Genomic DNA, 23,452 nt, shown 5'->3' with positions numbered 1-23,452 from the left:
TAATTGGCATCAACTTGCATCAATCTCGATTATTTGTTATTCATTTTTTCATGTACAAAGCACAATACATTACTAAAATAGAAGCGGTCGACGGACTTTCTGCAGATGAAAAAGTAGCCCTAAAGAGGGTAACAGACGTATTTCCATTTAGGGCCAATGAGTATTATCTGTCCCTAATAGATTGGTCTGACCCCAACGATCCCATCAGAAAAATCGTAATCCCACAGGAATCTGAACTAAAGGTTTGGGGCAAAATCGATGCATCAAATGAATCGAATTATACAGTAGTCCCTGGATGTGAACATAAATACGCAGATACCGCTATCCTCCTTTCAAATCATGTATGTGGCTGTTTTTGCCGTTTTTGTTTTAGGAAGAGGCTCTTCATAAAGGGAGCAAAGGAGGTGCCTGCTGATCTTTCCATGGGACTAGAATACATTAGAAAGCACAAAGAAATAAATAATGTATTGATTACTGGCGGAGATGGCCTTCTTCTTTCTACGGGAAAACTTGAAAAAATAATAAAAGCCCTCTGCGAGATGGATCATGTTCGAATAATCAGGATTGGCTCAAAGATTCTTGCCTTTAATCCTTTTAGAGTATTGAATGATCCTGACCTACCTAAAATGCTTGGGAAGTACTCAGGCCCAAAGAGACAAATCTATGTTATGACGCACTTTAACCATCCAAAAGAAATTACTCCTAGATCTGTTGAGGCCATTGAGATCCTCAAGAAACACGGCATAGTTCTAGCGAATCAGACCCCACTTTTAAAGGGCATAAACGATGATCCAGATACCCTTGGAAAACTGTTTAATGAACTATCTTTTCACGGAGTACCTCCATATTACGTATTCATCAACAGACCAGTAATAGGAAATAGAGAATTTAGTCTGTCCTTAAAAGAGGCATATGAAATCTTTGAAGAGGCAAGAAACCGATGCTCAGGCCTTGGTAAACGAGCACGCCTTGCCATGAGTCATGAGACTGGTAAGGTAGAACTCCTTGCAGTAAAGGATGATGATCTCATCTTGCGCTATCAGCGCTTTGTAAAGACTTCAGACAAAGGTAGAATCTTTTCTATCAAGGCATCTAATGATGTTTATTGGTTGGATGAACAATTGAATCCACTACACTTTGAAGATGCCCTATGACTGATTAATCGATTAAGTCCGTTTCGCCTTGCTAAAAAAAGGGGCGCACCTGACGCCCCCTTTTCTTTTATGATCCTTGTATACTAGTTCACACTGAAATCAGTTAACCAAGTATATGAAGGTCCGCCTGTTTGACCTGCCGGCATCACAACTACTGACAGATAATACGGTCCCTTTGGAAGGGCTGATGCCGGTACATCTCCCCATGGCATGTGGTCAATATTGCCCATTGAATCGCTCAACCATGGCGTCCTAGTAGGGACTAGTGAAGCTCCATCTGGTGCAAGGTAAAAGATTGTAAATGGATCTAGTGATGGAGCATATACCATGAAGTATACGTCTACAGGTGCATCAAAGGAGGGAAGCTGTATCCTTGTACTCAAGGTTGACCCACCTTTGGAAACAGTGCCTAAACCAATTGGCATTGCACTAAATGGATCTGTAGTAACTGTTGGATTTGCCACTGCATTGTACCGGTGGAATGCATGCTGAGTAGGAGCAGTCATCATTTGAGACCCTTGGCCTGGTCCTGACTTGCCTCCCCCCATCTGAGGAACATTATTGGGATCTCCAGGGAAAGTGAGTTGCTGAATTTCCACCAGGTTGGTAAAGCCGTCCCCATCAGAATCAAAGGATTCTATAGCCTGAAGATTGTGCCCATTTGCTGCATAATCTTTTCCAAAATTGTTTACTGAAAATTTGGAAGGGTAATTTGGATGACAGACGACACAACTGTCTAGCGCAGTCCCTGCAGTACCATACAAGGCATTAAAATCATTCAAATAACCTGATTTAGAGTAACCATTAGACCATAAGGTCAACAAAAAGAGTAAGTTGAAAATCGCCGCGACAAAAAATCTTTGTCTCATTTTAGCGTCCTCCTTGTTTTTTTGAAAAACATAAAAGGAGCACACTAAAAGTCAAGAATAAAATTTTTTTAAAATCGTAATAAATTTGCTCTTTATAAATTTAAATCTATGTTCATCTTTGTCTTGACACCCAATAAAAGAACAGTATTTTTATAGTGCCACTGCGGAGGGATGGCCGAGTGGTTTAAGGCGGCGGCCTTGAAAGCCGTTGTACCCGCAAGGGTACCGTGGGTTCGAATCCTACTCCCTCCGCCAAAAAGCAGAAAAATACGGAGAGGTGACCGAGAGGCTGAAGGTGCTCGCCTGCTAAGTGAGTGTACCCTTAACCGGGTACCGTGGGTTCGAATCCCACCCTCTCCGCCATTATTTTGACCGGCCAAATTAATGGCCGGTTTTTAAATAAAATCGATATGTTTTGGAGGTTTGTCTCAACAAGGCTACCCCCCATTACCTCAGCAAGGTCCAAAATAATTTTTTTATCAAAGGAGAACATGAACTATGATGCCCAATTTTCTCTTCACCTCTGAATCTGTCACAGAAGGCCATCCAGATAAGGTGGCAGATCAGATTTCTGATGCCATTCTTGATACCATTCTTGAAAAAGATCCTTATGCAAGGGTGGCATGCGAGACCCTTGTTACCACAGGTCTTGCATTGATTGCAGGAGAAATAACCACAGACTGTTACGTGGATATGCCTAAAGTGGTGAGGGGGACCATAAAAGAGATTGGATATACAGATTCTTCTATGGGCTTTGACTGGCAGACCTGTGCAGTACTCACGAGCATAGACAAACAATCCCCAGATATCGCCATGGGGGTTGACAGAGATGGCGACATCGGCGCTGGTGACCAGGGGCTAATGTTTGGATATGCCTGCGATGAGACCCCTGATTTCATGCCAATGCCCATATGGTATGCACATAAACTGGCACAAAGGCTAGCAGAAGTGAGGAAAAAGGGCATTCTTCCCTTCTTGAGACCTGACGGCAAAAGCCAGGTTACTATAAAATATGAAGATAAGCGCCCTATATCGTGCCACTCCATTGTTATTGCAGCTCAACATGAACCTCATGTCACCCATAAGGAGCTTGAAGAGGCCATTATTGAAGAAGTAATCAAGAAGGTAGTTGATCCAAAACATCTAAATGGCAATACCCAGTACTTCATCAACAGTACCGGAAGATTCGTAGTAGGTGGGCCACTTGCTGACTGTGGTATGACCGGTCGCAAGATCATAGTAGATACCTATGGTGGAAGAGGTCACCATGGAGGCGGGGCATTTTCTGGTAAAGATCCAACAAAAGTAGATAGAGGGCCTTCCTATATGGCTAGATATGTTGCTAAAAATATAGTTGCTGCAGGTCTGGCTAGAGAGTGTGAAGTTCAGGTCTCATATGCCATTGGAATAACCAAGCCCCTCGCTATCAATGTAAGAACCTATGGAACAGAGGCTATTCCACAGGAAAAGATAGTAGAGATCATTGAAAACAACTTCAGTTTCAAACCCAAAGATATCATTGATCACCTAGATCTTAGACGCCCCATATACAAAAAGACCGCAGCTTACGGACATTTTGGAAGGACAGAACCAGAATTTACCTGGGAACGCCTAGATATGGTAGAAAAACTAAAGTCTGATGCTGGGCTCTAAAACGGAAACTGAGAAAGGGAAAAAATTATGGATTATCATGTAAAATCGCTGGATCTTGCAGATAAGGGTAAACTCAGAATTGAGTGGGCATCCATGAGTATGCCCGTATTAAATAAGATTAAGGAACGATTTAGAAAAGAGCGCCCATTGGATGGAGTAGTACTTGGGGCATGTCTCCATGTTACTACAGAGACAGCGGCTCTCGTCCAGACTCTAAAGGCCGGAGGTGCTTCAGTATATCTTTGTGCCTCAAATCCTCTTAGCACTCAGGACGACGTTGCTGCAAGCCTCGTCAAACACGACGAGATCCCTGTATTTGCCATCAAAGGCGAAGACAACGAGACCTATTATGAACACCTGAGGGCAGTACTGGATGCGAAGCCAACCATCACCATGGATGATGGTGCTGACCTTGTATCTACCCTTCATAAAGAAAGAAAAGAACTCCTGGACAAAATCATAGGTGGAACTGAAGAGACCACTACCGGCGTTATAAGGCTTAAGGCCATGGCCGAAGACGGAGTACTACGCTACCCCATTATCGCTGTAAATGACGCCAATACAAAACACCTTTTTGACAACCGCTATGGCACGGGGCAATCAACTCTTGACGGCATAATCCGAGCCACAAACAGGCTCATAGCCGGAAGTATATTCGTTGTTTGCGGTTATGGATGGTGTGGCCGTGGCGTTGCCATGCGGGCAAAAGGCCTAGGAGCACGGGTTATAGTAACTGAGGTCGATCCTTTAAAGGCCCTAGAAGCGGTCATGGATGGCTATGAGGTCATGCCCTTAGAGGAGGCATCGCGCATCGGAGACTTCTTCTGCACTGTAACCGGGGATATTCACGTTATTAGGAAAGAACATTTCTTAAACATGAAAGATGGTGCAATTGTGGCAAATTCCGGTCATTTCAATGTTGAATTAGATCTTGAGGGACTAGAAGACGTTACCAAGGAAAAGCGCATCATCAGAGACTTTGTAGAAGAATATACCCTCAATAACGAAAGAAGGATCTATGTCTTAGGTCAAGGTCGCTTAGTAAACCTTGCTGCTGCAGAGGGACATCCTTCAAGCGTTATGGATATGAGTTTTGCCAACCAGGCCCTTTGTGCTGAATACATGGTGAAACAAGGAAGCGCCTTAGAGAAAAAAGTCTATGGTGTGCCCGAAGAAATCGATAAAGAGATTGCTCGGTTGAAACTAGAGAGTATGGGAATCAGAATTGATACCCTTACTGAAGAGCAAGCAAAATACCTTTCAAGTTGGGAGATGGGCACCTGAGGAAGAGTTTTGAGTGTTGAGTTTTGAGTTCAACAATTAGGAAGAAGGGACAAGAGTCACTACCTGCTCCCTTCTTCCTGCTTCCTATTGCCTTCTTCCTGCTCCCTTCAACTCAAAACTCAACACTTTCAGACCTCTTTCTTCCCCCTAAAAAAATTTATTCTTTAACTGAATATTTCATTTGAATTCAAAATCCGAATATCGAAACGATCACTTGTAGACATTCTGCTAAATTAAGTAAAAACAGATGTGAATTTGTTTCGGGTTTCGTGCTTCCCTTTTTCTTCTTCCTTCTCCCTTCTCCCTTAAAAAATCCTTGACACCGATACCAATATCCGATATGTAGTCCCACGCATTTAAAACAATACAATATCTTGTATTCATAAGAGGGGGAAATATGAAAAAAGACTCTATAAACGAATTGCCACAAACAAACCTTCCACTCACTGACAATGCACTGATTGTTCTCGCAAAAAGATATTTAAAAAAGGATAAACAAGGCAGGGTTGCTGAGAAACCAGAAGAGATGTTTGAACGAGTAGCAGGGGCCATTGCAGAGGCAGATCTTCTCTATGACAAAGGAGCTGACATTGAGAGTCTCAAAGAAAAATTCTATGAACTCATGACTACCTTTAAATTCATGCCAAACTCCCCCACCTTAATGAATGCAGGAAGGGAATTGGGTCAGCTATCAGCTTGCTTTGTACTCCCAATAGAAGACTCCATTGAAAGTATTTTCGAAGCGGTAAAACACACTGCAATGATCCACAAAAGTGGTGGAGGCACAGGATTTTCCTTTTCAAGAATCAGACCAGAGGGAGACAGGGTTAAGACTACTCATGGAGTAGCAAGTGGACCCATCTCCTTTATGACCATATTCGATGTGGCCACAGAGACAATCAAACAGGGTGGGACAAGACGTGGCGCCAATATGGGCATACTTAGAGTTGACCATCCAGACATAGAAAAATTCATTACTGCAAAGACCCAAACAGACCGGCTAAACAACTTTAATATTAGTGTTGCCCTCACTGAAAAGTTTATGGAAGCAGTGGAAAAAGGGGGGGACTACTCTCTCATTAATCCGCGTACAGGTGAAGAGGTAAAAAAGATTTCTGCTTCATACATATTTGACAAGATCGTAGCATCTGCATGGGCAAGCGGTGAGCCAGGTATAGTATTCCTTGACAGGATAAATCGGTCAAACCCAACGCCTCACCTTGGCGATATCGAAAGTACTAATCCTTGTGGCGAACAACCACTTCTTCCCTATGAGTCATGCAATCTCGGTTCCATCAACCTAGGACGTTTTGTCAATAATGGGGAAATTGACTACGAAGACCTTAAAGAAACTGTTTGGTATGCAGTTCACTTTTTAGACAACGTAATAGATGTAAACAAGTTCCCCATAAAAAAGATTGAAGAGATGACAAAAAGGACGAGAAAAATCGGCCTTGGTGTAATGGGCTTTGCCGATATGCTTATCAAGCTAGGTATCCCTTACAATTCAAAAGAAGCGGTTCAGGTGGCAGAAGAGGTAATGGATTTTATAGATAGGGAGTCTAAAGAGGCCTCAGCAGAGCTCGCAAAAATCAGGGGAAACTTTCCTGCCTATAAAGGGAGCATATATGACAATCCCGAAACTCCCTACATGCGTAATGCAACAACCACAACCATTGCTCCTACTGGGACCATAAGCATAATTGCTGGTGCATCTTCTGGAATTGAACCCCTGTTTGCAGTCTCTTTTATTAGAAGGGTCCTAGACGGGACTGAACTTATAGAGGCACATCCAGAATTCGTCAATGCATTGAAGGAACGAGGACTTTACAGCCATGAACTCATGGAAAAAATCGCTGGTTCTGGTTCACTGCAGGATATTGATGAAGTACCAGAGGATCTTAAAAAGATATTTGTAACCTCTATGGATGTATCTCCTAGGGAGCATATTGAAATTCAGGCAGCATTTCAACGACATACTGATAATGCCGTGTCAAAGACTATCAACTTCCCTGAAAAGGCTACTGAAGAAGACATTCGTACAGCATATATCCTAGCGTGGAAGGAAGGCCTCAAGGGGCTTACCATCTATCGCTACGGAAGTAGACCAGTACAGGTTCTCCAACTCAAAAAGAAGGAAGAAAAGGAAAAAGTATCTCACCCCCATGTGCATGGACCAAATGGTAAAATTGCACCAAGGCCAAGGCCAACGGTTACTCGTGGTGTAACCCAGAGGGTAAAGACAGGTTGTGGTAACCTATATGTGACTGTCAATTGGGATGACAGAGACATGTGTGAAGTGTTTGCCCAGATGGGTAAGGCTGGAGGATGCGCAGCCTGCCAGATGGAAGCAGAAAGTAGGCTTATTTCCCTGGCACTCCGTTCTGGAATAAGGGTTCAGGCAATAGTAAAACAATTAGCAGGCATCAGGTGTCCATCGCCAAGCTGGCAGGAAGGTGGTCAGATTCTGTCTTGCCCAGATGCCATGGCAAAAGTCCTTGCAAAGGCCGCAAATGTTGAGATAATTAAAGATGATAAGCAATATAGATCATGTCCAGAGTGTGGCGCAGTGCTCGAACCTGAAGGAGGTTGCTTTGTATGTCATTCATGTGGCTTTTCAAAGTGTGATTAAGCCATTACAGACTCCCTAGGAGGAACCGTATATGACTCCTACCCTATATACCTTTAATTATGTGTGCGCTCGATGTGGCATCAGCCCAAAGACATTAAGAAGATACATAAAAGAAGGGCTCATATCGCCCACGTACACTGAAGAAGGCACAATGGTGTTCGACGAAGTAGTCCTTGAACGACTGGAGATCATAAGAAGATTGAGGTGTGACCTTGGGGTAAATATCGCCGGCATTGATATAATATTGCGGCTAATCTCAAGGATTCGTGAACTTCAAGATGAGCTCGACCGTTCAGAAAAGGAGCTTCGTAAAAGGACAACCAGTGATAGAGATCATGAGGGTCATGGTATAACAATTATGGGTAAAGAGATAATCAGTATAGACATTTCACAGGGTTGAATTGGATCTACCCTATCTCATAGTCTATCTTTTTCCATTTCTTGGAGGAATACTCTGGGGGCTTAAAGGCCCCCTTTTATTTTCATTTCTCGCTGCTCTGGCCCCCTTATTTATAAGAATGTATGGGTTGACCTTCCCTTCAAAGGGCAACGGACCTTATAAATCATCGCCCCTATCTTCCCTATTCCAGGCCCTAATTGTATCAGGCATGTTCTTTTTCCTTGGACTGTTTCATGTAATTGCACATGATTTCCTGCTTAAACTTAAAAACAAAGGGCTTTTAGAGCTTTCTACCCAAAATGGCTCTGTAGTCCTCCAAGGGGTTATAGACAAGGTGCCTGTCCCATCAATAGACGGAATTAGAACGGAGATTGAAATCCATGGGCTAGGACGACTCTGCCTCTACATTAAAGGTGCAACAGAATCGGACTTCCCACCAGGAGAATTGATCCGTTTTTCCGCAAGACTAAGACCCATTGTGAATGTTAAAACACCTGGCACCTTTGACAGGGAGCTTTGGTGGAAACAACGAGGCATAATGTTTCAGGCATACACTGAATACCCACTAAAATGCATTTGTCTTGGAAAGATCCATCCAACCCCTATAGAGGATTTGAGAGTTATTGTACTTCATCGCCTACAAAAAATGATTGGAACGCAAAATGCCGGTATCGCAACTGCAATGGTCCTTGGTGAAAAGTCATGGATAGATTTTTCAACTAAAGAGGCATTTTTCAAGGCAGGCATTGGTCATATACTTGCAGTATCAGGCCTACACTTGGCAATCGTAGCAACTTTTTTCGGTATTTTAATCAAATATCTTCTCTCTTTTTCGGACCGGTTACTTCTAACATTACCTGTTAAAAAGATTTCAATTGCAGTTGGATGTGCTTTTGCACTTTTATACGTGGCCCTGGCCGGATTTTCTCCGTCAGCCCAAAGGGCCTTTTTAATGGTCTTTTCATTTGGATTGGCATTCTTTTTAAAAAGGGAACTCAGTGCAGTATGCGCCCTCAGTCTTTCAGCCTGGCTGATAGTCCTATTTAATCCATACTCGTTAAAAAATCCTGGTTTTTTACTTTCTTTTTTCGCCGTCTTCTTTCTCATCTGGTATTCACCCTGGATCAATACTGGTAACTCTTTTGAAAAGCTTATAAAACTTACTATTATTGCATGGCTTTCAACTGTTCCTCTCTCTTCTGTGTTCTTTCACCAGACATCCCTGATAGCAATCCCTTTAAATATCATAATTATTCCAGTGCTAGGGACGATCCTTTTACCTGGACTGATATTGACCCTTCTTTTGGACATTAGCCTGTGGTTGTTCAATTGTGCCCCGTCCTCAGTGATGTGGTATCCTATTTCTTTTTTGATCAACCTCTTGAACTCAGTGGTCCAGAATGCTTCAAAACTCGCCATAAGCACACTTCATATCTACAGTCCAACCTATTTTGAGGTCCTGTGCTTTTATCTCATACTATTTTTTATAGGCCTACTATTAAGAGGTGAACCAGAGAGGAGATTTTCAATAGGCGCTGTCACAGTTACCTTGATATTTATGTTATCGTTTCATTGGTATCAAGCATACCACGGGAAAGACATCGAATTTTACACATTAGATGTAGGCCAAGGACTGAGCCAAGTCATCTTCACTCCTAAAAAAGTCGTTTTAGTTGATGCAGGGGGTGGCACCTTTCCATATGACCGCGGTAGCTTTGTTGTAAGCCCGTTCCTTTTATCAAAAAATAGAGATGTGATAGACTATCTTATAATATCCCACTATGAGACAGACCATGCTGGTGGAGTCCTTGGAGTCTTAGAGAAGCTAAAGGTTAAAAAGGTCATCGGTCCAAAACCAGCTCATCACCAAAAAATCTTCAAACGGATCAAAAGTCTTCTTAATGAAAAAGGGATTCCGTTTAGGATCATAAATTCGTATGAAACCATTTCTCTTGGAGAAAACTCTATGCTTTTTATTTACCCAGGATCTACTTATAAAGATTTAACCAAGACAAATGACAAGGGGTTGGTAACTGTCTTTTGGTCCAAAGGCCGATCAATATTGATGCCTGCTGACATTGAAGAAAAAAGGGAAATGTGTCTGACAAAATCCTTTACACAAAATGTGGATCTATTGGTGGCACCGCATCACGGAAGTGTAACGTCGAGCAGCATAAATTTTGTAGAGAGCTTTAGACCGAAATTTGTAGTATTTTCTTATGGATTGGGAAATGGCTTTGGCCTACCAGACCCAAAGGTCAAAATGCGATATCTCCGAATTGGATCAACCATCCTGGAAACCCCTATTCATGGCACAATAAAGGCCTCCATTGACCAAAAGGGAAATTTTACAATAAGTACCTACGAAAATTAGCTATTAAACGCAACTTCTATGACGAATTTTCCTGCGTCGGTATCAAATGGTACTGCGATTTTGGGACCGTTGTGTATGTGGGTAATTGTGTGATTTGCTCCAGACACTATGGTTGGTGTCCCGGCCTGCAGATGGATATTTTCAGCTTCAAGCCTTCTCCTCGCATCTCCACAAATCATATTGGTTATTTCACCGACTGCATCTCTGACCTCGTCATTTATTTCTTCTATTGGCATACCAAACAAATTTTTTACAATGGCCTTAATACAGGAAGCAGAAAAAGAAATTGACATGGACCCCTGTGCATCACCAGTAATACCTATTATGCCTGACACATCACCATGGGCCAGATGATCCTTTTTTAAAAAGGCCTTACCTGGTTTGGGATCGACCATGGCCATAGTCTTCAAGACATTTATCGCTGCCTCAAGAAAGGGATTTATGATTTTGGCATCCATGGTCTTTTTTTTCATGCCCCACCTATCCTTTCAATATCTCATCTATCCAACCCATTATTGACTTATAAATTTCTTCTACCTCAGTTTCACTACATCCAGCCCCCCTAGCAACATTATACGCATATTCCCGACTCATAAAATCACCCGGTGCATGACCATCAGAGTTGATGACAAGCTTGGCTCCGGTTTTCCTAGCCATTTGTAGTACGTGGCCATTTGACAGGCTATGACCTTTCCTTCCAGATAATTCAAGAAATATCCCTCTCTCAGCAGCTTTTCTCGCCTCTTCTTCGCTGATTAAACCTGGATGCGCCAAAATATCTATATCAGCCTCCAGCGCAGCCTTATTGGTGCCTGGAGCAACAGGTTCCACTAAGGTTTCTCCATGGCATACTACAACCTTGGCCCCAAGCTCCCTTGCCTCCTTTGCTAGGGGCCCTATCAGTTCTGGATGAACGTGTGTAAGCTCTATCCCTGGAATGAGTTTAGTTGAGCTGTACTGATTTATCCTTTCTGCAGCCTTAATAATTCTCGGTATAATAAAATCCAGATTCGAGGCATCTGCATGATCCGTTATTGCCACTGCCCTATAGCCCTTGACCTCAAGACGTCTTACGAGCTCGGAGGGAATAAGCTCTCCGTCGCTCATAATGGAGTGACAATGAAGATCAATCATTACATCTTGTACTTGAGGCTCTGGGGATCCAATTCTTCCAAGAGTTCTGCCCATTTTTTCTTTTCCTTTGGTACATCTTCCTCGTAAATAGTCGTGGGTTCCTGAGGAACCGCACTATTCATAACCTCTTCAGATACAAATATTTGTGCTCCAGTCCTTAGAGCAATGGCGATGGCATCACTTGGCCTTGCATCTACCTCTACTTCTTCATCACCATTTTTCAAGGTTATAACCGCATAAAATGTATTGTCTTTAAGGTCTGTGACCGCAACACGGGTGACCTGTACACCCACTGCCTCCAGCAAATTAACTGTGAGATCATGGGTCATTGGACGCACAAAGCTAATTTTCTCCATCTCAGTAGCAATGGCTGTAGCCTCAAGAAGTCCTATCCAAATGGGCAGACTCCTCTCTCCCTGAGACTCCTTTAAAATCAAGACTGGAGAATTAGAGTCAGGATCCATCGTTATGGCATGGACCTTTACTTGCAAAAAATTCATCTATTACTTGATCCTCCCTCGCAAAGAATGGTAACAGGCACGTTCCACTACCACTTCAATAGTCTGTCCAATAAGATCTGGTGAGCCGCATAGATTGACCACATGGTTACCAGTTGTGCGGGCAATGAGCTCTCCCTGCCTAGATGGGTTTTCCGTCTCAACCAATACCTTAACCACTCTACCTTCAAAACGCGACAGGCGTTTGAGCCCAATTTCCTTTTGTAATTCTATAACGGCAGAAAGTCTCTCTTTCTTTAGTGTTTCATCTAGTTGATCAGAGAATGTAGCTGCCTTAGTATAGGGTCTTGGCGAATACTTAAAGGCAAATATCTGATCATATTGAACTTCTTTTATAAGCCTCAGAGTATCTTCAAAATCCTCATGCGTCTCGCCTGGGAATCCCACTATTATATCTGTTGTTATGCTGATCTCAGGCAGTCTTGAACGAACTTTTTCAACAATATCAAGATATTTTTCCCTGGTGTAACGTCGATTCATGCGTTCGAGCACACTATTTGACCCACTTTGAACTGGAAGATGTAAATGATCACAGATTGGAAGGCCTGAACACATGGCATCAATGACGTCGTCTGTAAAATCTTTTGGATGACTTGTAGTAAATCTAAGACGCTCAACTCCAGCTATCTTTGAAACCTCAATGAGGAGCTGAGAAAATGTCGTGCCATCTCCACGTTTTTTCCCATAAGAATTTACGTTTTGCCCCAAAAGGGTGATGTCCTTCACACCTGAATCCACTAGGGCCTTGACCTCTTTTAGTATATCATCTTTAGGTCTCGAGACTTCTCTGCCTCTTACATATGGAACTACACAATAGGTACAAAAGTTGTCGCAGCCCTGCATTATGGTGACAAAGGCCTTCACAGGACTTGGGGTAGGCATAGGAGAGTCCACAGGAGGGATATCAAAGGAATCTACCATTTCAGTACAAATGACTGGACCCTGCCCTTGTTCGATCTTTTTGATGGCTTCAGGTAATCTATAGATTCCTTGAGGGCCAAAAACAAGATCGAGATGAGGAAGTTTCTTTAATAGCCTTTCCCCTTCCTGCTGGGCCACACAGCCCCCAACCCCTATTATGAGCTCTGGTTTACGCCTTTTAAGAGACTTAAATCTCCCCACTAGGCTGTAAACCTTGTGTTCAGCCTTTTCCCTAATAGAACACGTATTTACAAGGATGAGATCTGCCAGATCAGGATTATCTACCCTGACATATTCAGGGTAGAGGATCTGTTCCATCCGTTTAGAATCGTATTCATTCATCTGACACCCAAAGGTGGCTATGTACAAATTTTTCTGGGTATTTTCCAACATGGCCTTTCCTGGAACTACCTCTTATTTCGTGTATTTTTTTTGCTGCGATGATTATAGGAATAATATAGATTTTGACAAGTCACGTTTTTCATTACTGGTAAAATACTAAAATTGTCCAATTTGTCCTTTTGCCTCAGGTTGGATAGCAGGGCTTGGGCCCTATCGTATCTTGATATTCAAGAAGGATCTTTAAAAGGATTCCTTCAGATCCCTTCATTGCAAGAACCCTGACAAGACCTAAATCTTGGTCTACAGTAGTCATTTGAAATTCATTATCATAGCCTTCAAATATAAACCTCAAAAAATGAGTTTTCGATGGATCTATACAAAACCAATACGCTCTAAAACATGCAGTATTACTCATAATTCAGTAGTCACTCCTGGATTTCAACAATGAAAACTTGATATTTTTCCTAATATGCAAAGATGGCATTGATCCATGTCAATTTCTCTATACATTGACATCAAGAGTTGCAGTTAGAAAAGCTACATATTTACATAATCCACCCTCAACAAGTAAGTGTCAAGGAGATGCGCACCTTTTCAATTATAATCACTCAATAAAAAACAACCATTCTTTGTTAGAAGATCCCCAATAGGCACTAGCACCTCAAACGCAGCTCTAAAAAGAATGTATGTCCTCTTATTGCTCACCCTTGAACAAGGCGCTGTAGCGTGCTAATTTAGCTAAAATGTTAAGCATTCAGAATCTACATGCACAATATGGGCCTATACCAATACTGAAAAACTGTTCCCTTCACATAGAACGGGGGGAAATAGTCACCCTCATTGGTGCAAATGGGGCTGGAAAATCTACCTTACTTTCTACCATATCTGGATTGCTCAGGCCTTCTAGTGGAAGTATACAGCTTGAAGGAAGTGAAATTGGCGGACTTTCTCCATCAAAAATAGTTTCACTTGGCATATGCCAAGTACCTGAAGGTAGAGAGATATTTAGTCCATTAACAGTAAAGGAGAATCTAGAACTCGGGGCCTTTTTGAGAAGGGGTAAAGACCAAAAAAAGAAGGTACAAGAGGACATGGACTATGTCCTACAGCTTTTTCCCAGACTAAAAGAACGATTCACTCAACCTGCAGGTACCCTTAGCGGTGGCGAACAACAAATGCTTGCCATAGGTAGGGCTATTATGGCAAGGCCCAAACTTCTTTTACTAGATGAGCCCAGCCTTGGATTAGCGCCAAAGCTCGTTAATGTAATCCTCGAGACCATAAAGGAACTCAATAAAGAGGGACTCACTATCTTACTTGTGGAACAAAATGCAAGAAAGGCCCTTGAGATAGCCCATAGGGGATATGTCATAGAGACCGGAAGGATAGTGCTTCAGGGTACCAGCTCCGAGCTCAAGGAAGATCCAGAGGTTAAGAGGGCCTACCTTGGCAAGGACTATAAAGAGATCTCAGAGAGGGCATAGGGATGGATCAAATAATCCAAATCCAGACTGAGCTACTGCAAAGTACTATTAATAGAGTCTATAAGAGGGTCCCTTTTTATAAAAATATCATGGACTCCGCCTGCTTGAGTCCTGAAGACATAAAGAGTATCGAGGACTTAAAAAAATTTCCATTCACCACTCGAGAGGTCCTTTCAGAAAACTATCCATATGGACTCTTTGCAGTCCCCCTACGAGACATCGTCAGAATCCACACGTTGAGGGGTATAAATGGTACACCGGTGGTTATTGGATATACTCGACAGGATGTAGAACACAGGGTCATGTTATCAAGACGCTTTCTAGAGGCCTGTTCAGTCTCCAGTGACGACATTGTTCAGATCTGTCTTGACCCGGGAATGAGTGTGGTGGGACAAGACCTTAAAGAAGGAGCTGAAGCCATAGGGGCTCTTGTAATTCCTCCTGATCCAATAAGTACAGAAGCTCGAATCAGGATACTTGTCGACTTTAAGACTACCACCCTCATCACTACTCCATCATATGGAGATTATCTCCTTTCAAAGATTAAGGAAGAAGGTCCACCAATTGCGGCCCTATCCCTAAAGCGGATGATTGTGGTTGGCGAGGCAGTGGATGTAAGTACTCGGGCAAAGTGGATGGAAGAATTTGGCATCGATACAAGGGCTGGCTACGGTATCACTGAGGTGATGGGCCCTGGAATGGCATATGAATGTGAGGCGCTATCAGGACTCCACATGGCACTTGATCATTTTATTGCCGAAATCATTGATCCTGATACTGGCGAGAATCTGGATATCGGAGAAGAAGGCGAACTGGTGGTAACCACCATTACCACCAGAGCAAATCCCCTTATTCGTTTTAGAACTGGCGACATTACGAAGATAATCCAAAAACCATGTCCATGCGGCCAGACCTTGTGGCGATTAGCCCCTGTAAAGAGTCGTTCAGATGATATGATCTCTATTCGAGGTGTAAAAATCGGCGAAAAGATCATTGAATACTTTTTAAAGGAACAATTAGGCAAAGTACCCTCATACTGTTTAAAGGTAAGGAAAGACAGGCCACTAGAACGACTCGAACTCAAGATTGCAATGAGCCCAGAGATCTTCACTGGCAGTCTTCCAGAACTACACGTTTTTTTAAGGCAACTCGAAGAGGCATTTCAAGAAAAAGTGGGCATTACTTGTTCAATCAGCCCAGGTGAAGAAAAGAGCCTTCAGGAACTTCTGCAAAGGGCTAAGGGACACATTCTGATTGAATAGAATATAGAAATTAACTTCAAATGTCTTAGACCCTTGAAGCCACAAGGGGCTCGCAATTTTACCGAATCTAATGTGTTGTAAAGGGCTTGAAGAATAGCAAGTACATCTGCGCCCCATCGGCCTTGCATCTTCTGCAAACTTTCAAGCTGCATAGGCTGGGATAAGAGCTCACCAGACAGCCCTTTTATTTTGCTGATGTGGCATCAACCTAGAGGGCTCCTGTGTGAGCTCTTACAGTAAATCTATTTTCATCCCTCTGCCCGCTCTGTCCGGTTAAAAATGTCAGTCTCTTGGGACCTCTAACATTCTCTCAACAGCTTTGAGGGCCTTTTTTCTTATATCTTCAGGGATGTGAGTTAGGGGAGATTCCTCTTTTAAGGCCCTAAGCACGTCTTCGAGCCGGGTCTTTTTCATTTCCTCACAGACCATCTCAGGGGATGCTGGATAAAAGCGTTTATCTGGATTCTGCTTCTCCAGTGGATAGATTAAGCCCACTTCTGTTGCTACAATAAATTCTTTTGCTGAAGACTCCTTTGCATATGCCAGCATTCCGCTTGTGCTCCTCACCACATCAGCTACCTCAATTACCTCTGGAGGACACTCTGGATGTGCCATTACCACAGCATCCGGATGTGCTGCCCTTGCCTCTTCTACTGCCTTTGTCGTCAATCTGTCATGGATCGGACAATAACCTGGCCAATATAGTATTTTCTTGTCAGTATGCCTTTCCACCCATTTGGCGAGGTTCTTATCAGGGGTCATTAAGACCGTATCAGATTCAAGGGACTGAACTACCTTTACTGCATTGGCAGACGTACAGCAGATGTCACTCTCTGCCTTTACTGCAGCAGTAGAATTGACATAGGTCACTACTGGGACCCCTGGATACTTCTCTTTTTCCTGTCGTAATTCGTCTGCATCTATCATATCAGCCATAGGGCATCCTGCGCCCTCTACCGACAATATTACCTTTTTATCAGGACAAACGATCTTTGCGGTCTCAGCCATAAAGCTGACTCCGCAAAATACTATCATATCTGCATCGGTTTTAGCTGCCTTCATACTAAGCTCTAGGGAATCTCCTGTAAGATCCGCTATCTCCTGAATCTCTGGCAGTTGATAATTGTGGGCCAATATAATGGCATTCTTTTCTTTTCTGAGCCTGTTTATCTCTTCAATTACTTTCTTCTGTTCCATCTTAATCCCCTCTTTTTCTAACAGTTATTCTTAATCCTGATAATAAACCTTAGCATCTTTAGGCACCTGGAATTGAAACATGCCCTCATCCAGATCCGGATTTATGACAACATCCTTAAATTCTATTTTGGTCTTTGTCCCCAGTACATCTTCAAATTCTATATCTTTTAGAAATCTTGAGTGGTCTGTAACTGTAAATTCAAATTCCTTTAAGGCACCTATGTTTTCTTTTGGTGTGCACTTGATTCTTACCATATCTTTAGTCTCTTCCACAATCTTCATGTTAAAATTCGCCTCTAATATTGAAACTGAGGGAAAAAACACCTTACCAAGTTCACCAGGAACAAATCTCTCTCTTTTAAACACCATAACCTGATTTGGCCGAACCTCCCACAGAAACACTGTTCTTCCATTTGCAATAATCAACTGCTTTTCAGGTTCTTTGTATTCCCAGCGCATGAAATTCGGCCTTTTAAACCAGGCTTCTCCCTGAGCTGAGACGGGATCCTTAATACCTTTTTTATAAATAGTCTGATAAAAATAAACCTTTATGCAATAAACATTTTTAATCTTATTTTCAAGCTCCTCTAAAACTGCCTTCAACTTGGAATCTTGCGCAGATACAGAGGATGCACCTACCAGTCGTGGCCAAAAGCTCCAGGAGCAAAAAAGAAATATTATGGATATGAACCAAAGTATTTTGAATCTCACAGGTTATCCTTCTTTTTTTTTAAAACGGCCTAATAGGCCGCTCAATTACATTCTTATTTTGGTATTGGTCTGGCATTGACGGGCTGAACAGGCCTGTTATTTGGATGGTGCATTACGTAACTAAACTTTTGTACCTGTTCATTCGACACCCCTACTGGTTCTTTCATAACAAGCCACCATACACCCTCACTACATGGGGTGTAGTAAGAGATCCATTAAATCTATAATAATCCTTACTCGCTGGCAATAGAAACAGAGGATTAATCTTTGAACCGTCAAGTTTCTCTTTTTCACCTGCATGAGCCGGCATGGACAAAATGGGCCTCCATTTTTATATTGGCGGTTTTCTTAATATGGTCTAAAATCACTTTCAACTCTCGAGGCTATTGAGTTTTCAATTTAGCAGGTTAAATTCACGGCTTATGGATGAATTTCTTTCAATTGTCGTACCAGCATATAATGAAAAGGAAAATCTCCCAATCCTGGTCCAGGAGATCAGAGAAGGAGCGAGTGCTACAGATCTGCCCTTTGAAATCATTATTGTAGATGACGGAAGTACAGATGGGACCACAGAAGAACTTTGTCGCCTAGCCAGGGAAATCCCAGAGCTAAAGGCAGTAATACTACGTAGAAACTTTGGCCAGACTGCCGCTATGAAGGCAGGATTCGATAAGGCCAAAGGTACCATTATATGTTCCATGGATGGTGATCTTCAAAATGATCCCAAAGACATACCGCTCCTGGTAAAAAAGATCCAAGAGGGCTATGATCTGGTTAGCGGTTGGCGAAAAGACAGAAAGGACCCTTTTTGGTCTAGGAAGCTACCTTCAAAAATAGCAAATTGGATTATTGGCCGGACAACAGGAGTGCTTCTCCATGACTATGGTTGTTCGCTAAAGGCCTATAGGCGAGATGTTGCCAAGAACCTCCTCCTCTATGGGGAATTACATAGGTTTATACCTGTCCTTGCTCAACAATATGGTGCCAAGATAACAGAGGTGCCTGTAAACCATAGACCAAGGATCAGGGGAAAGAGTAAATATGGAATAGGGCGCACTTACCGCGTTATTCTCGACTTACTCCTCATGCTTTTTTTCCAGAAATTCGCTACAAGACCACTCCAATTCTTTGGTCTAACTGGTGGATTAATGGCCATCCTTGGAGCAGGGCTTGAGGCCTATCTAGTATGGGTTAAGCTCGTCTCTGGAGAAGACATCGGCAATAGGCCCCTTTTAATATTTGGCATGTTATTCATAATCACTGGCGTTGTACTCTTAGGTATCGGCCTTTTAGCTGAACTAGTTATCAGGACATATTTTGAGGCCTCAGGGCGCTCCATTTACTCTGTCCGCGAAGAAATAGGTTAATCCCAAATGTCCAAAAGGGTTAAACGGTTCTCCAAATTTCTATTCCGCGTAGGAGTAAGTATTGCTCTCGTCTTTTGGCTCTTCACCCGTATGGATCCAAGCGCCATATTTTCTGCCTTTAAGGCCATCTCTTTAAAGGCATATTTAATAGCATTTTTAATGTACCTACTTTCTCAATTCATAAGCAGCCTTAGATGGTATATAATCTCAAAGTCCCTGGATTTTCCTGGGACTTTTTTAAAATATTTAAAGTATTATTTTGTGGGTATGTACTTTAATCTTTTTTTACCAACTGGAGTCGGAGGTGACCTTCTAAAAATTGTTTATCTCACAAAGGAAAAACCTCAGAAACTCAAAGCTACATATACAATTATTATGGATAGAACCCTCGGACTCGCAGCCATGTTTGTACTGGGAGGACTTTCTGTATACTTTATTCATCAAAGACTCCCTGGCCACATAGCACTATTTCTCAAATCCTCCGCAATTATAATCCTTTTGACTATACTAACTCTAAAGCCACTATATTATTTACTGAGAACTCTATTTTCAGATTTTGTCCTTAAGAATGAGACTCTTTTTTATTTTTTAAAAAACACCACTCCAACAATAAGTGCCTTTTCTCTATCTTTGATGCTCCAGGCCCTGGGTATGGGGGCTGTAGCTATACTTGGCAATGGGATGAATCTGGGTATTGAATCTAGCTACTATTTTTCAGTATTCCCCATTGTTGCCCTGGCCATAATACTGCCTATCAGCTTCAACGGTATAGGTGTAAGGGAAGGTGGTTTCATATACTTTTTAGGTCTAAGGGGCATCCCACAAGAAAAGGCCCTCACCCTAAGCCTGAGTTTTTTCAGCATCCAGGTCATTTCAAGTCTTCTGGGCGGCCTAGTTTATGGTCTTGGATTACATAAAAAGTAAGTCTTGATGAGGTTGCTTTGAGGCTAGATATGGTATTTAGGCAGCCAATTGTGCTATTAATCTTTATCATTGCATGTATAAGATTCGGTTTTCTCTTTGCATCACCTTTAGATCTCTCTCCTGATGAAGCCTATTACTGGGACTGGTCCAGGCAGCTTGCCTTTGGTTATTACAGTAAACCCCCTATGATTGCATGGATTATAAAGATTGGCACTACGCTCTTTGGTAATACGACCATTGGAGTAAGGCTTCCCGCAGCCATTCTCGGAACACTGAGCCTAATAATCGTTTACCTCTTTACAAAGGAAATTAAAGACAAAAACACTGCCCTCTGGGCCATAGGACTCACTGCCTTCAGTGTCGCCTCTAGCGTTGGTTCCTACATAATGACAATTGACTCTCCGTTGCTCTTTTTTTGGACACTTTCCATGTTTAGTTTCTGGAAGGCTATCAATAGTTCCAGGGATTCGGTAACTGCTTCAAGCCTTAAAGGCAATTACCAATCACATGATTGGTATTCAGCTGCATTTTGGTGGATACTTACAGGAATTTCTACGGGTCTGGGCTTGCTTAGTAAACAGACCATGATAGCCTTTCCAGCCTTAATATTTTTGTTTTTGGTTTATGAAAAAGGTGCGAGAAAACACCTTCTTACCCCATGGCCCTATTTTGCGTTTGCCATATCAATCTCCATGTTAATCCCTACATTAATATGGAATATGAACCATGATTGGATTACTCTCATCCATACTAAGCACCATTTTGAGCCAAATAAAAATGGTCTCATCGGAGGCCTAAAGACGTTTTTTGAGCTTTTTATTTCCCTCTTTGGTTTTCTCACCCCTTTAACATTTTGTCTGATACTCTGGAGTATGTTTCGAGGTATTAAGAGATTCTTTTTGCTTAGCCAAGAAGACAGATATCTATTCTTTCTGGGTTCTCTTCCACTTTTGATGATATTTCTTTTATCCTTTCATCAAAGAATTAATACCAACTGGCCAGCTCCATTTTTTGTAGGGGCCACTATACTCTGTGCAGCATGGGCAAAGGAAAATGCAAAGAGGCTCTTAAACAGTGCGATTTTGCTAGGGATTGTGATAACGACTATTGTTTACGCAAGCCCTTTTTTCTTTTCCAAACTCCCAATCGCTGGGACCAAACTAGATCCTTTTGTACGGCTTCGTGGCTGGAGTGAACTAGGGGCTGTGGTTGGAAAGATAGCTGCGGAATCTGGGTATCCAGAAGACATTAAATACATCATCTCCTATCCACGACAGACAGTAAGTGAACTTGCCTTTTATATGCCAGGGCAGCCTAGAGTGTACATGTTTAAGGCCTCAAAAAAGATAAAAAGCCAGTACGATCTTTGGGACACTCCCTGGGATTCTGATTCAGGGTGGAAAGCACTCATAGTAAAACCTGAGAATAAAAAGATCAAATTTTCTCAACTCAACTTGCTTGATGCCATTCATCCACTAAAACACATAGAAATCCCTGTTGGTGGATCGCATAAAAAGGGCTATTGGATCTTTATAGGGGAGCGACATAAAAAGGTGAGGACTCCCCAAGAGGAGTTGAGATAGTCTCGAACACTGGCGGACTTTATGAGGAATTTCATAGGAAGGAGTCTGTAACACCTTGAACCTGTTAGAGCTAGACAAAAAACTTTTTTTCCTAATAAACCATTCGAGGCACCCCGTTCTTGACCTCATAATGCCTTGGATGTCAGACTTTAAAACTATTTCTCCCATTTTATTCATATTCTTTATATGGCTATTAATTAAAGGCACTAAACGAGACAGGCTTTTCCTGATCTTTTTAATCATTGGGGTGATACTCACAGATGCAATATGTGCCAGGATCCTAAAACCACTTATTGGTAGACCAAGACCGTATCTTTCTCTAGATCATGTAATTCTCCTAAAACACGGGCTTTATAAGGTAACTAATGCAAAAACTGCCCTTGCCACTATGAAGATGAGCCTGTCATGGCCATCATGCCATTCATCTAATGTTTCATTTTTTGGCGTCTTTACAGCACTTGAATATAGATGGGCAGCTATTGCAGCTTGTATAGTCATATTTTTAGTAAGCTATTCACGAATTTATCTCGGTGCCCACTATCCATCAGATGTAATAGGAGGCATCCTTTTTGGAACTGCCTTTGCCTTTCTTCTTAGAAAAATTTTCACAAAAATCTCCTCCTAATCCCCTATCCTTCTTTCCCAACAATGGTATAATGGGACAGGCGAACTATTAAAGGAGGTGGGGAATTATGCCTAGGATTCCAAGATTATTGGTCCAGGGTGAAGAGGCAGTCTATCATGTAATTTCTAGGACTGCCTTAGAAGGCTTTGTGTTGGAGCCGGAGGAAAAGCAATATCTGCTCTTTTTAATGCAGTGGCTATCCAGAGTATTCTTCGTAGAAGTTTACGGTTTTTGCATTATGGATAACCACTTTCACATGCTACTCAAGATTCGACCTCAAGATCATTATTCTGATGAAGATGTCCTAAAAAGGGCAAGGCTCTACTATAGGTACATGGAGACAAAGAAAAAAGTAAATATCCATGAAATAGATAGATTCAGAAAAAAATTCTCTGGGCTTTCAGAGTACGTAAAGGAGATTAAACAAAGGTTTTCCAGATATTACAACAAGAAGCACGGCAGAAGAGGATATTTTTGGGGAGAGAGGTTTAAGAGTGTACTCATTGAAGAGGGAGAGTCATTGTTGAATTGTCTGGCCTATATAGAGCTAAACCCAGTAAGGGCCGGCATAGTAGAAAGGCCAGAGGACTACAGATGGTGTTCGTTAGGGTATCATGTTCAGTCTGGAAATAGAGGTGGATTCCTCTCTACAGAATTGTGTTTAAAGGAATTTTGTAATAGTGGAGGCTCAAGAGATTGGTTAAGACTACTTCGGGAATATGTTTATGAAAAGGGAGGTATAAAAAACAATAAGGGAAAAGAGATGAAAAAAGCGATATTAGATGAAGAGAGGAAAAGGATGTATCGCCTCCCAAGGCATGAACTCTTTTTAAAAAGAATACGCTACTTTACCGATTCTGGTATCTTGGGCTCAAAGGCCTTTGTCAGAAGGTGGTATAAAGAATTTAGAGACTACTTCACATCAAAAGACAAAATTCCCAAAAAGATACCTGGAATTTGCGGAATGTATTCACTAAAGAGGCTTCAAACATAAAGAGCCCACAACTGCTTTAAAAGA

At 42.1% G+C, this 23,452-nt stretch carries 21 protein-coding genes, 2 tRNA genes and 1 pseudogene; 15 read left to right on the top strand and 9 right to left on the bottom strand.

Going from position 1 to position 23,452, the window contains the following annotated elements; translation table 11 throughout:
* Positions 1-50 precede the first annotated feature (50 nt).
* Complete coding sequence (locus DBT_RS10350; RefSeq protein ID WP_067620174.1) at positions 51-1,154, top strand: KamA family radical SAM protein; 1,104 nt, start codon at positions 51-53, stop codon at positions 1,152-1,154.
* A gap of 83 nt (positions 1,155-1,237) precedes the next feature.
* Here the strand turns inward: DBT_RS10350 and DBT_RS10345 are convergent, their stop codons facing one another.
* A complete protein-coding gene (locus DBT_RS10345) occupies positions 1,238-2,023 on the bottom strand; it encodes a hypothetical protein (protein ID WP_067620171.1) in 786 nt (261 codons plus the stop codon).
* Between the two features lie 165 nt (positions 2,024-2,188).
* Here DBT_RS10345 and DBT_RS10340 point away from each other — a divergent pair.
* The 7 genes from DBT_RS10340 to DBT_RS10310 all read left to right on the top strand — a co-directional run bounded on the left by DBT_RS10340 (position 2,189) and on the right by DBT_RS10310 (position 10,366).
* A tRNA-Ser gene (locus DBT_RS10340) sits at positions 2,189-2,278 on the top strand.
* A gap of 16 nt (positions 2,279-2,294) precedes the next feature.
* Positions 2,295-2,386 (top strand) — tRNA-Ser (locus DBT_RS10335).
* A 138-nt stretch (positions 2,387-2,524) separates the two neighbouring features.
* Positions 2,525-3,676: a methionine adenosyltransferase gene (gene metK / locus DBT_RS10330; protein WP_341843849.1), complete on the top strand. Its 1,152-nt coding sequence runs from the start codon at positions 2,525-2,527 to the stop codon at positions 3,674-3,676.
* Positions 3,677-3,703: 27 nt separating this feature from the next.
* Complete coding sequence (gene ahcY / locus DBT_RS10325; RefSeq protein ID WP_067620164.1) at positions 3,704-4,960, top strand: adenosylhomocysteinase; 1,257 nt, start codon at positions 3,704-3,706, stop codon at positions 4,958-4,960.
* A 397-nt stretch (positions 4,961-5,357) separates the two neighbouring features.
* Positions 5,358-7,592: a vitamin B12-dependent ribonucleotide reductase gene (locus DBT_RS10320; RefSeq protein WP_067620161.1), complete on the top strand. Its 2,235-nt coding sequence runs from the start codon at positions 5,358-5,360 to the stop codon at positions 7,590-7,592.
* Between the two features lie 31 nt (positions 7,593-7,623).
* Entirely contained in the window at positions 7,624-7,992 is a 369-nt protein-coding gene (locus tag DBT_RS10315; RefSeq protein WP_067620158.1) for a chaperone modulator CbpM, read from the top strand.
* A gap of 1 nt (position 7,993) precedes the next feature.
* On the top strand, positions 7,994-10,366 hold the full coding sequence (locus tag DBT_RS10310; protein ID WP_067620157.1) for a DNA internalization-related competence protein ComEC/Rec2: 2,373 nt from the start codon (positions 7,994-7,996) through the stop codon (positions 10,364-10,366).
* On the opposite strand, the gene DBT_RS10305 is transcribed toward DBT_RS10310, so the two are convergent.
* The 5 genes from DBT_RS10305 to DBT_RS10285 form a co-directional block, all read right to left on the bottom strand.
* Positions 10,363-10,839 (bottom strand): chemotaxis protein CheX, encoded by a 477-nt coding sequence (locus DBT_RS10305; protein ID WP_279614889.1) that lies wholly within the window; start codon positions 10,837-10,839, stop codon positions 10,363-10,365. The two genes, DBT_RS10310 and DBT_RS10305, sit on opposite strands and share 4 nt — an antisense overlap.
* Positions 10,840-10,846: 7 nt before the next feature.
* Complete coding sequence (locus DBT_RS10300) at positions 10,847-11,500, bottom strand: histidinol phosphate phosphatase domain-containing protein (protein ID WP_067620155.1); 654 nt, start codon at positions 11,498-11,500, stop codon at positions 10,847-10,849.
* Positions 11,500-12,000: a bifunctional nuclease family protein gene (locus DBT_RS10295; protein WP_067620152.1), complete on the bottom strand. Its 501-nt coding sequence runs from the start codon at positions 11,998-12,000 to the stop codon at positions 11,500-11,502. Before DBT_RS10295 ends, DBT_RS10300 begins: the two co-directional genes overlap by 1 nt.
* 3 nt (positions 12,001-12,003) lie before the next feature.
* Positions 12,004-13,332, bottom strand: a complete 1,329-nt coding sequence (miaB, locus tag DBT_RS10290; protein WP_067620149.1) for a tRNA (N6-isopentenyl adenosine(37)-C2)-methylthiotransferase MiaB — start codon at positions 13,330-13,332, stop codon at positions 12,004-12,006.
* Positions 13,333-13,465: 133 nt separating this feature from the next.
* The gene (locus DBT_RS10285) at positions 13,466-13,696 is read right to left on the bottom strand and encodes a DUF4911 domain-containing protein (RefSeq protein WP_067620146.1); all 231 of its coding nucleotides are present in this window, start codon (positions 13,694-13,696) and stop codon (positions 13,466-13,468) included.
* Between the two features lie 328 nt (positions 13,697-14,024).
* On the opposite strand from DBT_RS10285, the gene DBT_RS10280 reads away from it, so the two are divergent.
* Both DBT_RS10280 and DBT_RS10275 read left to right on the top strand, forming a co-directional pair.
* Positions 14,025-14,765 carry an ABC transporter ATP-binding protein gene (locus DBT_RS10280; RefSeq protein ID WP_067620144.1) on the top strand — a complete coding sequence of 247 codons (741 nt, stop codon included), beginning with the start codon at positions 14,025-14,027 and terminating at the stop codon, positions 14,763-14,765.
* 2 nt (positions 14,766-14,767) lie between these two features.
* Entirely contained in the window at positions 14,768-16,027 is a 1,260-nt protein-coding gene (locus tag DBT_RS10275; protein ID WP_067620141.1) for a phenylacetate--CoA ligase family protein, read from the top strand.
* A 282-nt stretch (positions 16,028-16,309) separates the two neighbouring features.
* Here the strand turns inward: DBT_RS10275 and nadA are convergent, their stop codons facing one another.
* The 3 genes and pseudogenes from nadA to DBT_RS12915 all read right to left on the bottom strand — a co-directional run.
* Positions 16,310-17,224 carry a quinolinate synthase NadA gene (gene nadA / locus DBT_RS10270; protein WP_067620138.1) on the bottom strand — a complete coding sequence of 305 codons (915 nt, stop codon included), beginning with the start codon at positions 17,222-17,224 and terminating at the stop codon, positions 16,310-16,312.
* 30 nt (positions 17,225-17,254) lie between these two features.
* Entirely contained in the window at positions 17,255-17,935 is a 681-nt protein-coding gene (gene lolA / locus DBT_RS10265; protein WP_067620136.1) for an outer membrane lipoprotein periplasmic chaperone LolA, read from the bottom strand.
* 53 nt (positions 17,936-17,988) lie between these two features.
* Positions 17,989-18,248 (bottom strand): annotated as a pseudogene (locus tag DBT_RS12915) (carbonic anhydrase family protein); the annotation flags it as partial.
* Positions 18,249-18,357: 109 nt separating this feature from the next.
* Between DBT_RS12915 and DBT_RS10260 the strand changes: the two are divergent.
* The 5 genes from DBT_RS10260 (at position 18,358) to DBT_RS10240 (ending at position 23,428) form a co-directional block, all read left to right on the top strand.
* Positions 18,358-19,302 carry a glycosyltransferase family 2 protein gene (locus DBT_RS10260; protein WP_067620134.1) on the top strand — a complete coding sequence of 315 codons (945 nt, stop codon included), beginning with the start codon at positions 18,358-18,360 and terminating at the stop codon, positions 19,300-19,302.
* A 6-nt stretch (positions 19,303-19,308) separates the two neighbouring features.
* Positions 19,309-20,226, top strand: coding sequence for a lysylphosphatidylglycerol synthase transmembrane domain-containing protein (locus DBT_RS10255; RefSeq protein WP_083186774.1), 918 nt, complete (start codon positions 19,309-19,311; stop codon positions 20,224-20,226).
* A gap of 29 nt (positions 20,227-20,255) precedes the next feature.
* Positions 20,256-21,809 (top strand): ArnT family glycosyltransferase, encoded by a 1,554-nt coding sequence (locus DBT_RS10250; protein WP_141674280.1) that lies wholly within the window; start codon positions 20,256-20,258, stop codon positions 21,807-21,809.
* A gap of 55 nt (positions 21,810-21,864) precedes the next feature.
* Positions 21,865-22,434, top strand: coding sequence for a phosphatase PAP2 family protein (locus DBT_RS10245; RefSeq protein WP_067620130.1), 570 nt, complete (start codon positions 21,865-21,867; stop codon positions 22,432-22,434).
* A gap of 67 nt (positions 22,435-22,501) precedes the next feature.
* Positions 22,502-23,428, top strand: a complete 927-nt coding sequence (locus DBT_RS10240; RefSeq protein ID WP_067620127.1) for a transposase — start codon at positions 22,502-22,504, stop codon at positions 23,426-23,428.
* The last annotated feature ends 24 nt before the right edge of the window (positions 23,429-23,452 follow it).

Source organism: Dissulfuribacter thermophilus (assembly GCF_001687335.1).
Classification (GTDB): domain Bacteria; phylum Desulfobacterota; class Dissulfuribacteria; order Dissulfuribacterales; family Dissulfuribacteraceae; genus Dissulfuribacter; species Dissulfuribacter thermophilus.
Note: the sequence above shows the minus strand (reverse complement) of the source record. Positions and strands in the feature narration are given on the sequence as shown.

Bases quoted from the DNA above. Each gene is read 5' to 3' on its own strand.
- DBT_RS10350 (WP_067620174.1), top strand. From the start codon at position 51: ATGTACAAAGCACAATACATTACTAAAATAGAAGCGGTCGACGGACTT.
- DBT_RS10345 (WP_067620171.1), bottom strand. From the start codon at position 2,023: ATGAGACAAAGATTTTTTGTCGCGGCGATTTTCAACTTACTCTTTTTG.
- metK (WP_341843849.1), top strand. From the start codon at position 2,525: ATGCCCAATTTTCTCTTCACCTCTGAATCTGTCACAGAAGGCCATCCA.
- ahcY (WP_067620164.1), top strand. From the start codon at position 3,704: ATGGATTATCATGTAAAATCGCTGGATCTTGCAGATAAGGGTAAACTC.
- DBT_RS10320 (WP_067620161.1), top strand. From the start codon at position 5,358: ATGAAAAAAGACTCTATAAACGAATTGCCACAAACAAACCTTCCACTC.
- DBT_RS10315 (WP_067620158.1), top strand. From the start codon at position 7,624: ATGACTCCTACCCTATATACCTTTAATTATGTGTGCGCTCGATGTGGC.
- DBT_RS10305 (WP_279614889.1), bottom strand. From the start codon at position 10,839: ATGAAAAAAAAGACCATGGATGCCAAAATCATAAATCCCTTTCTTGAG.
- DBT_RS10300 (WP_067620155.1), bottom strand. From the start codon at position 11,500: ATGATTGATCTTCATTGTCACTCCATTATGAGCGACGGAGAGCTTATT.
- DBT_RS10295 (WP_067620152.1), bottom strand. From the start codon at position 12,000: ATGAATTTTTTGCAAGTAAAGGTCCATGCCATAACGATGGATCCTGAC.
- miaB (WP_067620149.1), bottom strand. From the start codon at position 13,332: ATGTTGGAAAATACCCAGAAAAATTTGTACATAGCCACCTTTGGGTGT.
- DBT_RS10285 (WP_067620146.1), bottom strand. From the start codon at position 13,696: ATGAGTAATACTGCATGTTTTAGAGCGTATTGGTTTTGTATAGATCCA.
- DBT_RS10280 (WP_067620144.1), top strand. From the start codon at position 14,025: ATGTTAAGCATTCAGAATCTACATGCACAATATGGGCCTATACCAATA.
- DBT_RS10275 (WP_067620141.1), top strand. From the start codon at position 14,768: ATGGATCAAATAATCCAAATCCAGACTGAGCTACTGCAAAGTACTATT.
- nadA (WP_067620138.1), bottom strand. From the start codon at position 17,224: ATGGAACAGAAGAAAGTAATTGAAGAGATAAACAGGCTCAGAAAAGAA.
- DBT_RS10260 (WP_067620134.1), top strand. From the start codon at position 18,358: ATGGATGAATTTCTTTCAATTGTCGTACCAGCATATAATGAAAAGGAA.
- DBT_RS10255 (WP_083186774.1), top strand. From the start codon at position 19,309: ATGTCCAAAAGGGTTAAACGGTTCTCCAAATTTCTATTCCGCGTAGGA.
- DBT_RS10250 (WP_141674280.1), top strand. From the start codon at position 20,256: ATGGTATTTAGGCAGCCAATTGTGCTATTAATCTTTATCATTGCATGT.
- DBT_RS10240 (WP_067620127.1), top strand. From the start codon at position 22,502: ATGCCTAGGATTCCAAGATTATTGGTCCAGGGTGAAGAGGCAGTCTAT.